This is a genomic window from Ruegeria sp. K7, from assembly GCF_056531785.1.
In genome coordinates this window covers 44,322-56,929 of the sequence record NZ_JBQFMJ010000002.1, presented here as the reverse complement: position 1 = coordinate 56,929, position 12,608 = coordinate 44,322, and the positions used below count along the sequence as shown (strand labels likewise).

Below are 12,608 nucleotides of genomic sequence, written 5' to 3'. Positions count from 1 at the left end.
TAATCGCGCAGCTTTCGCCCACAAAGGACCGGAAATGAGCGACGCAAGCTTCAATGCCAGCACCGTGACCGCGAAGGGATACGCGGACGAGGCCAGCTTTGGCGATTATTTCGCCCTACTGAAGCCGCGTGTGATGTCTCTGGTCGTGTTCACCGCGCTGGTCGGTCTGCTGGCGGCTCCGGTTTCCGTGAATCCCGTGGTCGGTTTTTGCGCCATTCTGTTCATTGCCATCGGTGGCGGTGCGTCCGGCGCGCTGAACATGTGGTGGGATGCGGATATCGACAAGGTGATGAAGCGCACCAAGGGTCGTCCCATCCCGTCCGGCAAGGTTGAACCGGGCGAGGCGATGGCGCTAGGCCTAGCGTTGTCGGGCATGTCAGTCATCATGCTGGCGCTGGCTACGAACATCTTTGCCGGTGCGTTTCTGGCCTTTACCATCTTTTTCTATGTCGTGATCTACACGATGTGGCTGAAGCGCCTGACGCCGCAGAACATCGTGATCGGCGGCGCGGCCGGAGCGTTCCCGCCGGTGATCGGCTGGGTTGCCGCCACAGGCTCCATGACGCTTGAGCCGTGGCTGATGTTCGCTCTGACCTTCATGTGGACGCCGCCGCATTTCTGGGCGCTGGCATTGTTCATGCGCACGGATTACGACGATGCCGGTGTTCCGATGCTGACGGTCACTCATGGGCGACGCGCGACCCGTGTGCATATCCTGATCTATACTGCGCTGCTGGCCATTCTAGCGGTTGGCACGGCCTTCTCGGGCATTGGCGGCCCGGTCTATCTGACCGTCGCCCTTGTTCTGAATGCGCTGTTCCTGCGCGGCGCATGGCGGATTTCCCGCCGCAGCGAAGACGATGCCGAGGCGGACAATTTCAAGGTCGAGCGTGGCTTCTTCAAACTGTCACTGCTGTATCTGTTCCTGCATTTCGGCGCCATTCTCGTGGAAGCGCTGCTGAAGCCCTATGGGCTGGGAGGCTGGTCATGAGCCTGCGCAAAAGCCACGAGCTGCATCAGCGCCGTTTCAGCCGTAATCTTGGCGTGGGGCTGACCCTGGCTGCTTTCATCGTGATCATCTTCGGCCTGACCATCGCCAAGGTTTCCAGCAGTTCCTTCACGGGTCCCGCTGTCGAGGTGCAGAACTGATGGCGATGTCGGGTCCTCAAAAAACGGTTGTGCAACTGGTCGGTGTGGTCGTCCTGATGGGCGGTCTGGCCTGGGCTGCGGTGCCGTTTTACAACTGGTTCTGCAGGGTTACAGGATTTGGTGGCACCACCGGCGTCGCTCAGCAAGCCCCTGATGACATTCTCGACCGCATGGTCACGATCCGTTTCGACGGCTCCAAGGCCAAGGGCATGCCGTGGGAGTTCAAGCCCGTCGAACGCGAGATGAAGGTCCGCATCGGGGAAACCGGGCTGGCCTTTTACGAGGCCTACAATCCGACCGACAAACCCATTGCCGGGCAGGCGTCCTATAACGTGACGCCGTATTCGGCAGGCGGGTATTTCCAGAAGATCGCCTGCTTCTGCTTTGACGAGCAGGTATTGCAGCCGGGTGAGCGGGTCGAGATGCCCGTAACCTTCTTTGTCGACCCCGAAATCGTCGAAGACCCCGAAGCACAGTATGTTCATACGATCACTCTGTCGTATACATTCTACGAAATCGACCTGCCCGAGGGCTATGCTGCCCTTGACGTGCAGGCAGACACAAATACGAACTAACGCCTTAAGGTGAGGGACACTGATGGCACACGCTAAAGACCATGACTACCACATTCTGAACCCCTCGATCTGGCCGCTTGTTGGCGCCGTCGGTGGTTTTGTGATGCTGTTCGGAGCCGTTTTGTGGATGCACGGAATCACTCCGTGGATATTCTGGGCCGGTCTGGTGGCCGTTCTCTACACCATGTTCGCCTGGTGGTCCGAAGTGGTGGTCGAAAGCCGTCAGGGCGACCACACGCCGGTTGTCCGTATCGGCCTGCGCTACGGCTTCATCCTGTTCGTGATGTCCGAGGTGATGTTCTTCTTTGCCTGGTTCTGGTCGTTCTTCAAACATCGGATGTACCCGATGTACGACTATGCCGGCACCGAATACATCCAGCCGGACATCCACGCGGTTGACCCGTTCCACCTGCCGCTGATCAACACGCTGGTTCTGCTGTTGTCGGGCTGCGCGATCACCTGGGCGCACCACGCGCTTGTGCACGGCAATGACCGAAAGGCACTGGTGCAGGGTCTGGCAATCGGTATCGCGCTGGGTATTGCGTTTACCTTCCTGCAGGGTTTCGAATATTACGAACTGCTGGCCCACGGTGGTTGGGAATTCGGCGGCGATCAGTTCTATTCGAACTTCTTCATGGCAACCGGGTTCCATGGCGCACACGTGATCATCGGCACCATCTTCCTGACGGTCTGTCTGATCCGCGCACTGAAAGGCGATTTCACGCCCGAGAAACACGTCGGTTTCGAAGCGGCCGCCTGGTATTGGCACTTCGTGGACGTTGTCTGGCTGTTCCTGTTCTTTGCCGTCTACATCTGGGGTCAGGCCCCGCTGATGTAACTCCGCTTTGGTGATCCAATTGCAAAAGCCGCCCTTTGGGGCGGCTTTTTCTCTATCCGGGGCGCAAGATTGCGCCCCATACAATTGCGTGGTTGCAATTCGGGTCGCACGGCCCTTAACAAGACGCCGGTTCCTGCAATGAGGTTTGCCCAAGCCATGCGCCGCTTTCTGTTTCTGCTGATCTTCGGCCTTGCCGGTCTGGGCGTGCTGGTGTCGCTGGGCGTCTGGCAGGTGCAGAGACTTGCGTGGAAACAGGGGATCCTGGCCGAGATCGAAAGCCGGATCTCAGCCGAGCCCGTTGCTTTGCCTCCGCAGGTTTCGGAGGATGCCGACAAGTATCTGCCAGTCACTGTCTCTGGCGAAATGGAACCGGGCGAAATCCATGTTCTGGTTTCGGTCAAGCAGGTTGGGGCCGGGTATCGCATCATCCAGTCCTTCAGTACCGCGGATCGGACAATTCTGGTGGACCGGGGTTTCGTCCGGACCACTGCCAAGCAGGCGGAGCGTTCGACCGGGCCTATGGAGATCACCGGCAATCTGCACTGGCCCGATGAGATCGACAGCTATACGCCCGATCCGGACATCGATGACAACATTTGGTTTGCCCGGGATGTGCCAAATCTGGCCGCAGCGCTGGGAGCGGAGCCGGTGCTGTTGATTGCCCGCACGAAGACCGACCCGAATGTAACGCCTTTGCCAGTGGATGCGGCGGGTATCCCGAACGATCATTTGCAATATGCAATCACCTGGTTTGGTCTGGCTCTGGTCTGGGCCGCGATGACCGGGTACTTCCTGTGGCGCAGCCGTGCCAATACTGAGAGTGACGCGACATGAAATACATCTCGACCCGTGGGCAGGCGCCCGAACTGACCTTTGAAGAGGCGATGCTGACCGGACTGGCCCGCGATGGCGGCCTGTACCTGCCTGCCGAAATTCCGGTAATGTCACAGGACGAGATCGCCGCTCTGGCCGGTCTGTCCTATGAAGAAATCGCGTTCCGCGTTATGTGGCCCTATGTCAGCGGCTCGTTTGCCGAAGATGAGTTCAAGGAAATCATCGCCCGTGCTTACGAAGGTTTCGGGCATGATGCCCGGGCACCATTGAAGCAGCTAAACGAAAACCATTTCCTGCTGGAATTGTTCCACGGCCCGACGCTGGCATTCAAGGATTTCGCGATGCAGTTGATCGGTCAGCTGTTCCAGGTCGCTCTGAAACGGCGGGGCGATCGGGTGACCATCGTCGGCGCGACCAGCGGCGACACCGGATCGGCGGCCATCGAGGCGTTCCGGGGACTGGATGCCGTGGACGTATTCATCTTGTATCCGCATGGCCGCGTGTCCGAGGTGCAGCGCCGTCAGATGACCACACCCGCCGATGGCAACGTGCATGCGCTTGCCGTGGATGGGGATTTCGACGATTGCCAGGCTGCGCTGAAGGATATGTTCAACGATTTCGACTTCCGTGATGGTGTCAAATTGGCTGGTGTGAACTCGATCAACTTCGCCCGTGTGCTGGCGCAGATCGTTTATTACTTCTCCGCCGCCGTCAGCCTTGGTGCACCACATCGAAAAGTCAGCTTTACCGTCCCCACCGGCAATTTCGGTGACATCTTCGCGGGCTATCTGGCCAAGCGCATGGGTCTGCCCATTGACCGCTTGGTCGTGGCCACGAACCAGAACGACATCCTGCACCGATGCCTATCGGGCGAGGGGTATTTCAAGGGCGACACGATCCCTTCGATCAGCCCGTCGATGGATATTCAGGTCAGCTCGAACTTCGAACGCGCGCTGTATTATGCCTATGGCGAAGACGGCGCCGCAGTGGCCCAATTGATGGACGAACTAAAGACGGGCGGCTTCAACGTCAGCCAGGGCGCGATGGAGGCCTTGCGTGAAAGCTTCGACTCCGGTCGCGTGTCCGAAGAAGAAACGCTTGCGACGATCCAGAACACGCTGGCCCACAGCGCCGAGCTGGTTTGCCCGCATACCGCCGTCGGCGTCAGGGTCGCCGAAGCGCACCGCACGGCGGACGTGCCGATGATCACACTGGCCACCGCGCACCCGGCGAAATTCCCGGCTGCGGTCGAGAAGGCGAGCGGCGTGCATCCGCCTCTTCCATCCCGCATGTCTGATCTGTATGAACGTCCGGAACGGGTGACCCGCATTGCCAACGATCTGGGTGCCCTCGAGGATCATATCAGAAGGCATATTGCTGAGTGACTGTCAGACAGGACCAACTGAAGAACGGGTTTCGTATCGTCAGTGAACATATGCCGGGGCTGCAATCGGCGGCCATCGGTATCTGGGTAACCGCCGGCGGGCGGCACGAGCGGATCGAGCAGAACGGCATCGCCCATTTCCTTGAACACATGGCGTTCAAGGGAACCAAGCGGCGTTCCGCACTGCAGATCGCCGAGGCGATCGAAGATGTGGGCGGCTATATCAATGCCTACACCTCGCGCGAAGTAACGGCCTATTACGCACGTGTCCTGAAAGACGACGTGGCGCTGGCCATGGATGTCATCGGCGACATTGTCCTGAATCCGGTTTTCGACCCGCGCGAGATCGAAGTCGAGCGCGGCGTCATCCTGCAGGAGATCGGTCAGGCCTATGACACGCCCGATGACGTGATCTTTGACTGGTTGCAGGAGCAGAGCTATCACGACCAGCCCCTGGGCCGGACCATTCTCGGTCCCACCGAGAGGGTCAGTTCGTTCTCGCGCGAGGATCTGTCGGGCTTCGTGGCGGAGCATTACGGCCCGGATCAGATGATCCTGTCCGCCGCCGGCGCTGTGGATCACGATGCGCTGATGAAACTGGCCGAGGAGATGTTTGGCCATCTGACACCCAGAACTGGCCTGATCGCCGAGCCTGCGCGGTTCACCGGCGGTGAGGCGCGGCAGGAAAAAGCGCTGGAACAGGCCCATTTCGCACTGGCGCTGGAAAGCCCCGGCTATCGTGACGATGCGATCTATACCGCACAGATCTACTCGACCGCACTGGGCGGCGGCATGTCCTCGCGTCTGTTTCAGGAAGTGCGCGAGACGCGCGGGCTTTGCTACACGATTTTCGCGCAGACAGGTGCCTATGCCGATACCGGGACAACCACGATCTATGCCGGAACATCGGCCGATCAGGTTGGCGAACTGGCAACGATCACCATCGACGAGATGAAGCGCGCCGCCGAAGACATGAGCGAGGAAGAGGTCGCCCGTGCCCGTGCGCAGATGAAGGCGGGCATGCTGATGGGGCTGGAAAGCCCGTCGAACCGGGCCGAACGCTTGGCGCGGCTGGTGCAGATTTGGGGCAGGGTTCCGTCGCTCGAGGATACCGTCGCCAAGATCGACGCCGTCAGCACCGAGGACGTCCGCGTCTTCGCCGAACAGATGGCCGTACAGGCCCCGGCAGCGCTGGCGCTCTATGGCCCTGTCTCGGGCGCGCCCACGCTGGCGCAATTGCAGGAGAGGCGTGCGGCGTGATGCTGTTGGGCAGACGCAAGCTGAAACTCGAAACCGAGCGGCTGAGCCTGCGTCCGCCTGTGCATTCCGATTTCAACGACTGGGCCGCGTTGCGGCGGGCGTCGCGAGATTATCTGACCCCGTGGGAGCCGATCTGGGCCCAGGATCACCTGAGCCGCAAATCCTTCACCAACCGGGTCTACTGGGCGCAGCGTTCGGTCGGCAGCAGTACGGCGATCCCGTTGTTCCTGTTTCGCCGCAGCGACAACGTACTGCTGGGGGCGATCACGCTGGACAACATCCGGCGTGGCCCGGCGCAGGCCGGAACGCTTGGCTATTGGACGGGTCAGGCGTTTGCCCGGCAGGGGTATATGCGCGAGGCCATCGGCGCGGTTGTGCACCACGCCTTTACACGCCTTGACCTGAGCCGGATCGAGGCTGCCTGTCTGCCGGAAAACAATGCCTCCCGCGGGTTGCTGGAAAGCTCGGGGTTCAAATACGAAGGCGTGGCGCAGTCGTATCTGCAGATCAACGGGCGCTGGCGGACGCATGTTCTTTATGCCAGCCTGCGTTCGGACCGGCGCGGCAAGACCGACGCCGGGTAGGTGGCCCCAAAGGGGCCATCGGGGGCTCTGCCTCCGGCCGCGGCAAGCCGCGTCTCCACCAGGATAGTTTTTGCCAGATGAACAAGGGGCATGACTTGGTGGCGTTCTGCGCTACACTCTCCTCATGCGCTGGGTGGTTCTGGCATTGATGGTAATCTCGGGAGCGGTGTCGGCGCAGGAGCGGCGGCCGAGCCATTGTATTGCCATTGCAGACGCGGCACCGGGCATTGAATATCTGCACAAGGCAGCGTGGACCGACCCGGTGCCCGAGTATTCGGTGCGCATCAGTTACATTGCCCACGCATCCTTTCTGATCCAGACGCGCGGCGGTTTGAACTCGGTCACCGATTTCACCGGTTTCATCGGCAGCGCCGATCTGATCCCCGACGTGGTGACGATGAACCACGCCCACAACACGCACTGGACGGCGCATCCGGATCCTGCCATCCCCCATGTCCTGCCGGGTTGGGGCGAATTCGGGCAGGGGATCGAACACTATCTTGATCTTGGAGAATTGGTGGTGCGCAACGTGTCGACCGATATCCGATCGACCCTGGGTGGGGTCGAGACCAAGGGCAATTCTATTTTCGTATTCGAGGTCGAAGGCCTGTGCATCGGCCATCTGGGGCATCTGCACCATGTCCCCTCGGACGAGCAGTTTGCCGCGTTGGGACGTTTGGATGTGGTGATGGCGGCCGTGGATGGAGGCACGACCATGCCCCTGCCCGAGATGATCACTGTTCTGAAGCGCCTCAAAAGCTCGGTTATCATACCGATGCACTGGTTCTCGGGGTTTTCGCTGGATCGGTTCCTGGTCGACATCCGGGATACATTCCCGGTGGAGCGTGACGGAGTTTCCGAGATCACGGTGTCGCTCAAGACGCTCCCCGACCGGCCAACCGTCGTGGTGCTGGAGCCGCAGTACCTGATTGATCTGGAATAAGACTTGTTGCAGCCGCGTGAGTTGGGCAAGGAAGGGGCATGATATTTAATCCCGCCGATGAAACCCTTGCCCGAAGGATCGAGGCTGAACTGGGTGACGCGATCCTGCGCCCTGTCGCGGCGCGATATCTGGAAGAACCGCGCCGCCGGTTTGCCGGGCATGTCGGCCTGCTGGCCGCGCCGCGCACGGTTCACGAGGTGGCGGGCCTGATCCGCATCGCATCCGACGCACGGGTGTCGGTTGTCCCTTATGGCGGCGGAACGGGACTGGTCGGCGGGCAAGTGATGCCGGACGGACCGCCGCCGCTGCTAATATCGCTTGAGCGGATGACGGCCATCCGGGCGGTCTATCCGTCCGAGAACGTGCTGGTGGCCGAGGCTGGGGCGATTCTTGCCGATGTCCAGGCAGCTGCCGAAAGCGCCGACCGCCTGTTCCCTCTGTCCCTTGCCGCGCAGGGGTCTTGTCGCATCGGAGGGAATCTCGCGACCAATGCAGGCGGGGTGAACGTACTGCGTTACGGCAATGCGCGTGATCTGTGCCTGGGTCTTGAGGCGGTGCTGCCGAATGGCGACATCTGGAACGGGCTCAGCCGGTTGCGCAAGGACAACACCGGCTATGATCTGCGGAACCTGTTGATCGGGTCGGAAGGGACACTGGGGATCATCACTGCGGCCGCACTGAAGCTGTTTCCGCGCCCGGCCGGTATCGGAACCGCGATGTTTCAGGTGACTTCTGCGCAGGCCGCCATTGATCTTCTGGCGCTTGCGCGGGACCAGGTCGGCGAAGCGGTATCGACGTTCGAACTGATCCACCGGCAGGGGCTGGAGTTTCTGTCCGAAGTTCTGCCCGCCATCCGGCAACCCTTTGCGGTGCCGCCGGAATGGTGTGTGCTGATCGAACTGGGCTTGTCGCGCGGGCTTTCTCCGACAGACACGCTTGCGGACCTTTTTGAACAGGCAAGTCAGCGCGGCTTGGTCAGCGACGGTGTGATTGCCCAGAACGAAACACAGCGTCACGAGTTGTGGTCAGTGCGCGAAGACATCCCCGAGGCGAACCGGATGATCGGCTCGGTCTCCAGCCACGATATCTCGATCCCGATTTCGCGTGTCCCCGAGTTCATTCGGCGGGGCGCGGAGATTGTGGCCGGGCTTGGGCCGTACCGGATCAATTGTTTTGGACATCTCGGGGACGGGAACCTGCACTATAACGTGTTCCCGCCAAAGGGCCGCGACAGATCCGAATTCGATGCGCAACGGGCCGAGGTCAAGCATGCGGTGCATGAGCTAGTGCACGAATTCGAAGGGTCCGTCAGCGCTGAACACGGGGTCGGGCGGCTGAAAACGGATGATCTTGAACGCTATGGAGATCCCGCCAAGCTGACAGCAATGCGGGCGATCAAGGCGGCGCTTGATCCTAAGGGGATAATGAACCCGGGCGCTGTCCTGAAGGCATAGCTGCGGCCCGCGTGATACGGGCCGCGCACTGCACTTACGAGCCAGGCAGGATCACCTTGTCGATAACGTGGATGACGCCATTGGACGTCTCGATATCGGCCTGAACAACATTCGCTTCGTTGATCATCACGCCATTGTCCAGATCGATCGTGACCTCGCCACCCTGAACGGTTGCGGCTTTCATGTCGTCGGACAGGTCGCCGGACATCACCTTGCCGGGCACCACGTGGTAGGTCAGAACGGCGACAAGCTGGTCCTTGTTCTCGGGTTTTAGCAGAGTCTCAACCGTGCCTTCGGGCAGGGCAGCAAACGCCTCATCCGTGGGGGCGAAAACGGTGAACGGCCCTTCACCTTTCAACGTGTCGACAAGCTCGGCGGCCTGAACGGCTGCAACGAGGGTTTCAAAGCTTCCGGCGCCGACCGCTGTGTCAACGATGTCCTTGGAATGGCCGTCAGCGTAAGCAGCTGTTCCGACGAAAAGGCTTGTTGCACCGGCGATTGCGAGTTTGCGAAACATGGTCTGTAATCCCTTGATGGAATGCCGTTATTGGCATCTACCGGGCTACGCGCCGCTCTCAAGAAGAGATCACTGAATATGTCGATAAGTTTGGGTTGAACACAACGTGAACCGCGCTAAGCCGGCGCGGTCGCATATTTCCATTCACGGTTTTGTGATTGAATCGAGGTTCACAGCCCCTCGAATTCACACAGGACGTGGACATCCATGCCCATGCCTTCCAGCACCTTGCGGCCGCCCAGATCGGGCAGGTCGATGATGAACGAGCATGACACGATCTCGCCGCCCAGCCGTTCGATCAGCTTGATGCCGGCAGCGGCGGTGCCGCCGGTGGCCAGCAGGTCATCGACGACAAGGATTTTTTCACCGGGCTGAATGGCGTCGTCATGGATTTCGACGATCGCCTCGCCGTATTCCAGTTTGTAGTCCTGGCTGATCGTGGTCCCGGGCAGCTTGCCTTTCTTGCGGATCGGGACAAATCCGACGCTCAGCTGATGCGCTATCGCTCCGCCCAGGATGAATCCGCGCGCCTCAAGTCCCACGACCTTGTCGATCTGTTCGCCCGCATAAGGGTGCAGCATCTGGTCGATGGCCATGCGAAACCCACGCGGGTCCGCAAACAGCGTGGTGACGTCCCGGAACATGATCCCTTCGTGGGGGAAATCAACGATGGTGCGGATATAATCCTTGACCGTAGTGTGTTTGGGCATGCGCGACCCCTTGCCTCGTGCTACGCGGGGTGTTTGGCCTATCCGTGCCTTTCACGCAAGCAAAGTTTGGCTTTTCGGGCTCACCTGCGGCGCTTTGGCAGCGCCATGGGAAGGCCATAGTAGCAGTAACGTCCCACAGGCAGCCACGACAGATGCGGCTTGCGCCAGTTGGGCTGATCTTTCAGAAGGAAGGCCTGAGCGACGTTAAGGTTCATTGCTACAAGTCCTGTTTTATTGTTATGCACACGATATCTACATTCTCTATGCAATGTATATACAATGCGCAGCTAAAGGAATCGAGAATTTGACAGGGTCCAGAGGCGTGACACAGAAAATCGGTAAAGGTTCTACCAGGAAAAACAGTCAGTTGGTTCTGCGGCTGGACAGAGATGAGCGTGACGCTTTTGTCGAGTTATGTAAAGAGCTGGACACCTCGGCGGCGCGCGAAATCCGACGCTTCATTCGTGGGTTCATGAAGGAACACGCCGAGGTGTAGCGTCAGGCGGGGCGGCGCAGAATGGCGGTTGCAAATCCCATTCCGATCAACGCCAATCCGCCGAACCGGGTCATTGCGGTGATGACATTGGCACGTCCGATCATCAGGCGCAGTCGGTCGGCCAGCAGCGCATAGGCCAGCGCGTTCAGCCAGGCCAGCCCGACAAATGTAGCTATCAGGATCGTGAACTGCGGGCCCAGCGGGTCATCCGGGCGCAGGAACTGTGGCACAAAAGCGATGAAAAAGGCGATGGACTTGGGGTTCAGCGCCGTCACGGCCGCCGCATGGCCAAAAACGCCGCGCGCCGTCACCTCGCGTTCGGTGCGGACGGTGCTCAGCCCGCCAGACGGGGCGCTGCGCAGAAGCTTGATACCCAGCCAGACCAGATAGGCCGCCCCGACCCATTTCAGAACGGAAAACAAGGTGGCCGAGGCAAGAACCAGCGCCCCAAGTCCCAGCAAGGATGCCGTCATCGCCAGCAGATCGCCAAGCGCCACGCCGGTGGCCGAGGCGACGGCGACACTGCGCCCTTTCGACAAGGCGTAGCTGAGTATCAGCAAAACCGTCGGCCCGGGGATCAGCAGCAGGGCGGTGGAAGCGGCGACAAAGGCCAGCCATAGATCTGTCGACATGAGGCATCCTGTAATTTCGTCTCACAGAAAGACTTGCCGCGCGGTTGCCGTCAAGCCTTACGTGGTTCGGTTGCCCATCGCATCAGCGCTTCAAGCGGGCCCCGCTTGAAGCGGCGGAACCACATCAGTGCAAAAAGTGTCGATGCGGCGCAGAACAGCAGTGCGTACCCCACGATCTGCGGCGCGGTCAGGGAACCGTCCAGCAATCCGGCCTCATCAAGAATGCCCATCCCGATCAGGATATGTGCCGTGTACAGGGTCAGGCTCTGCCTGCCCGGCGCCACCAGGGCAGGGGCCAGTTTTGCCCGCTCGATCACGGGCCATAGTTTGAGTGACAGTCCGATTATCAGACATGCCGTCCCCGTGCCCGCCATTATATAGAACGGACCGGGCGGGATGGATTCGGTGCCCAGCCAGGCCTTCAGTTCGGGGTCGTGGATCAGCATTTGCGGAAACAGCGCCAGAACGGCAGCGGCGAAACCCCAGATGATCAGGCGGTGTTGAATGCACAGGGTTTGCAATTGTGTCCTCCCGATCGCCATCCCGATCAGCAAGAACGCGGCCCAGGGCAGGACCGGATGCCAGCCATTAAACAGCGCGTTGCGCAGGAACCCGGGCAAGGTCCACAGGTCAGTGTAGGTCAGGGTGGCCCAGTCCCAGCCCCGGTCATAGTCGAAACTGAGCATCGCCAGCACCGACAGTGCGACAATCCCCAACGCGCCCAGCCACAAGCCGCGCGTCGTGGCGGTCAGGAACGCCGCGCCGACAACAAAATACAGCGCGTAGAAATGCAGGATGTCCGCGTCGAACACGGTCATGTTGATCAGGCCCAGCCCGAACAGAAATGCGGCGCGGCGCAACAGCAGACTGGCAGAAATTTGCGACAACCCGATGCCAACCCCAGCCAGCACCACAAACGGCGCAGCCGCGCGCCCCTCCAGCGCATCGACCAGAGCCGAGGCCCAGTCACGGCCCGGTTCCACGCCGGCTGCAATTCGGAAATTGACCAGCACCATGCCGCAAAAGGCCAAGTAGCGGGCGGCATCCAGCGCCTTGAGACGTGTCATCGGTCCTCACATTTGGCGGTGGCCAGCTAAATATTTGCCGCCACACGATAATCTTCGTCAACATGGAGAGGTCGCCGCGCGTTTCAACCATGTAAAGTGCGAAACCTGCGCTGGCTGGCTTCGTGGCAACAGATTAAGATTCAATAAAGCACTGTACCCGAGCCT

16 protein-coding genes are annotated in these 12,608 nt (G+C 60.3%); 11 read left to right on the top strand and 5 right to left on the bottom strand.

The window, feature by feature from the left end; all coding sequences use genetic code 11:
* Positions 1-34 precede the first annotated feature (34 nt).
* From cyoE to ACR0FE_RS04910, 10 genes are all read left to right on the top strand, one after another.
* Positions 35-991: a heme o synthase gene (gene cyoE, locus ACR0FE_RS04955; protein WP_170807767.1), complete on the top strand. Its 957-nt coding sequence runs from the start codon at positions 35-37 to the stop codon at positions 989-991.
* Positions 988-1,149, top strand: coding sequence for a hypothetical protein (locus tag ACR0FE_RS04950; RefSeq protein ID WP_170807768.1), 162 nt, complete (start codon positions 988-990; stop codon positions 1,147-1,149). Before cyoE ends, ACR0FE_RS04950 begins: the two co-directional genes overlap by 4 nt.
* Entirely contained in the window at positions 1,149-1,724 is a 576-nt protein-coding gene (locus ACR0FE_RS04945; protein ID WP_170619417.1) for a cytochrome c oxidase assembly protein, read from the top strand. The genes ACR0FE_RS04950 and ACR0FE_RS04945 overlap by 1 nt, the downstream gene beginning before the upstream one ends.
* Before the next feature lie 22 nt (positions 1,725-1,746).
* On the top strand, positions 1,747-2,562 hold the full coding sequence (locus ACR0FE_RS04940) for a cytochrome c oxidase subunit 3 (RefSeq protein WP_170613246.1): 816 nt from the start codon (positions 1,747-1,749) through the stop codon (positions 2,560-2,562).
* A 156-nt stretch (positions 2,563-2,718) separates the two neighbouring features.
* Positions 2,719-3,396: an SURF1 family protein gene (locus ACR0FE_RS04935; RefSeq protein WP_170613244.1), complete on the top strand. Its 678-nt coding sequence runs from the start codon at positions 2,719-2,721 to the stop codon at positions 3,394-3,396.
* Positions 3,393-4,781, top strand: a complete 1,389-nt coding sequence (gene thrC / locus ACR0FE_RS04930) for a threonine synthase (protein ID WP_480911467.1) — start codon at positions 3,393-3,395, stop codon at positions 4,779-4,781. Before ACR0FE_RS04935 ends, thrC begins: the two co-directional genes overlap by 4 nt.
* On the top strand, positions 4,778-6,040 hold the full coding sequence (locus ACR0FE_RS04925) for a M16 family metallopeptidase (RefSeq protein WP_480905675.1): 1,263 nt from the start codon (positions 4,778-4,780) through the stop codon (positions 6,038-6,040). The genes thrC and ACR0FE_RS04925 overlap by 4 nt, the downstream gene beginning before the upstream one ends.
* Positions 6,040-6,624 (top strand): GNAT family N-acetyltransferase, encoded by a 585-nt coding sequence (locus tag ACR0FE_RS04920; protein WP_170613774.1) that lies wholly within the window; start codon positions 6,040-6,042, stop codon positions 6,622-6,624. Before ACR0FE_RS04925 ends, ACR0FE_RS04920 begins: the two co-directional genes overlap by 1 nt.
* A gap of 124 nt (positions 6,625-6,748) precedes the next feature.
* Positions 6,749-7,567, top strand: a complete 819-nt coding sequence (locus ACR0FE_RS04915) for an MBL fold metallo-hydrolase (RefSeq protein WP_480911465.1) — start codon at positions 6,749-6,751, stop codon at positions 7,565-7,567.
* A gap of 38 nt (positions 7,568-7,605) precedes the next feature.
* Positions 7,606-9,021 (top strand): FAD-binding oxidoreductase, encoded by a 1,416-nt coding sequence (locus tag ACR0FE_RS04910; RefSeq protein ID WP_480911463.1) that lies wholly within the window; start codon positions 7,606-7,608, stop codon positions 9,019-9,021.
* Between the two features lie 34 nt (positions 9,022-9,055).
* Here the strand turns inward: ACR0FE_RS04910 and ACR0FE_RS04905 are convergent, their stop codons facing one another.
* From ACR0FE_RS04905 to ACR0FE_RS04895, 3 genes are all read right to left on the bottom strand, one after another.
* Positions 9,056-9,538 (bottom strand): fasciclin domain-containing protein, encoded by a 483-nt coding sequence (locus ACR0FE_RS04905; RefSeq protein WP_480911461.1) that lies wholly within the window; start codon positions 9,536-9,538, stop codon positions 9,056-9,058.
* A gap of 170 nt (positions 9,539-9,708) precedes the next feature.
* On the bottom strand, positions 9,709-10,248 hold the full coding sequence (locus ACR0FE_RS04900; protein ID WP_170619414.1) for an adenine phosphoribosyltransferase: 540 nt from the start codon (positions 10,246-10,248) through the stop codon (positions 9,709-9,711).
* 80 nt (positions 10,249-10,328) lie between these two features.
* Positions 10,329-10,463, bottom strand: a complete 135-nt coding sequence (locus ACR0FE_RS04895; protein ID WP_480440744.1) for a hypothetical protein — start codon at positions 10,461-10,463, stop codon at positions 10,329-10,331.
* 107 nt (positions 10,464-10,570) lie between these two features.
* On the opposite strand from ACR0FE_RS04895, the gene ACR0FE_RS04890 reads away from it, so the two are divergent.
* Entirely contained in the window at positions 10,571-10,744 is a 174-nt protein-coding gene (locus tag ACR0FE_RS04890) for a hypothetical protein (RefSeq protein WP_480911459.1), read from the top strand.
* Between the two features lie 2 nt (positions 10,745-10,746).
* Here the strand turns inward: ACR0FE_RS04890 and ACR0FE_RS04885 are convergent, their stop codons facing one another.
* Positions 10,747-11,376 carry a LysE family translocator gene (locus ACR0FE_RS04885; protein ID WP_170613228.1) on the bottom strand — a complete coding sequence of 210 codons (630 nt, stop codon included), beginning with the start codon at positions 11,374-11,376 and terminating at the stop codon, positions 10,747-10,749.
* A gap of 50 nt (positions 11,377-11,426) precedes the next feature.
* A complete protein-coding gene (locus tag ACR0FE_RS04880; protein WP_480911456.1) occupies positions 11,427-12,443 on the bottom strand; it encodes a DUF418 domain-containing protein in 1,017 nt (338 codons plus the stop codon).
* Positions 12,444-12,608 lie beyond the last annotated feature (165 nt).

What these genes read in the sequence shown, in the direction of transcription:
- cyoE (WP_170807767.1), top strand. Translation starts at nt 35, where the DNA reads ATGAGCGACGCAAGCTTCAATGCCAGCACCGTGACCGCGAAGGGATAC.
- ACR0FE_RS04950 (WP_170807768.1), top strand. Translation starts at nt 988, where the DNA reads ATGAGCCTGCGCAAAAGCCACGAGCTGCATCAGCGCCGTTTCAGCCGT.
- ACR0FE_RS04945 (WP_170619417.1), top strand. Translation starts at nt 1,149, where the DNA reads ATGGCGATGTCGGGTCCTCAAAAAACGGTTGTGCAACTGGTCGGTGTG.
- ACR0FE_RS04940 (WP_170613246.1), top strand. Translation starts at nt 1,747, where the DNA reads ATGGCACACGCTAAAGACCATGACTACCACATTCTGAACCCCTCGATC.
- ACR0FE_RS04935 (WP_170613244.1), top strand. Translation starts at nt 2,719, where the DNA reads ATGCGCCGCTTTCTGTTTCTGCTGATCTTCGGCCTTGCCGGTCTGGGC.
- thrC (WP_480911467.1), top strand. Translation starts at nt 3,393, where the DNA reads ATGAAATACATCTCGACCCGTGGGCAGGCGCCCGAACTGACCTTTGAA.
- ACR0FE_RS04920 (WP_170613774.1), top strand. Translation starts at nt 6,040, where the DNA reads ATGCTGTTGGGCAGACGCAAGCTGAAACTCGAAACCGAGCGGCTGAGC.
- ACR0FE_RS04915 (WP_480911465.1), top strand. Translation starts at nt 6,749, where the DNA reads ATGCGCTGGGTGGTTCTGGCATTGATGGTAATCTCGGGAGCGGTGTCG.
- ACR0FE_RS04910 (WP_480911463.1), top strand. Translation starts at nt 7,606, where the DNA reads ATGATATTTAATCCCGCCGATGAAACCCTTGCCCGAAGGATCGAGGCT.
- ACR0FE_RS04905 (WP_480911461.1), bottom strand. Translation starts at nt 9,538, where the DNA reads ATGTTTCGCAAACTCGCAATCGCCGGTGCAACAAGCCTTTTCGTCGGA.
- ACR0FE_RS04900 (WP_170619414.1), bottom strand. Translation starts at nt 10,248, where the DNA reads ATGCCCAAACACACTACGGTCAAGGATTATATCCGCACCATCGTTGAT.
- ACR0FE_RS04895 (WP_480440744.1), bottom strand. Translation starts at nt 10,463, where the DNA reads ATGAACCTTAACGTCGCTCAGGCCTTCCTTCTGAAAGATCAGCCCAAC.
- ACR0FE_RS04885 (WP_170613228.1), bottom strand. Translation starts at nt 11,376, where the DNA reads ATGTCGACAGATCTATGGCTGGCCTTTGTCGCCGCTTCCACCGCCCTG.
- ACR0FE_RS04880 (WP_480911456.1), bottom strand. Translation starts at nt 12,443, where the DNA reads ATGACACGTCTCAAGGCGCTGGATGCCGCCCGCTACTTGGCCTTTTGC.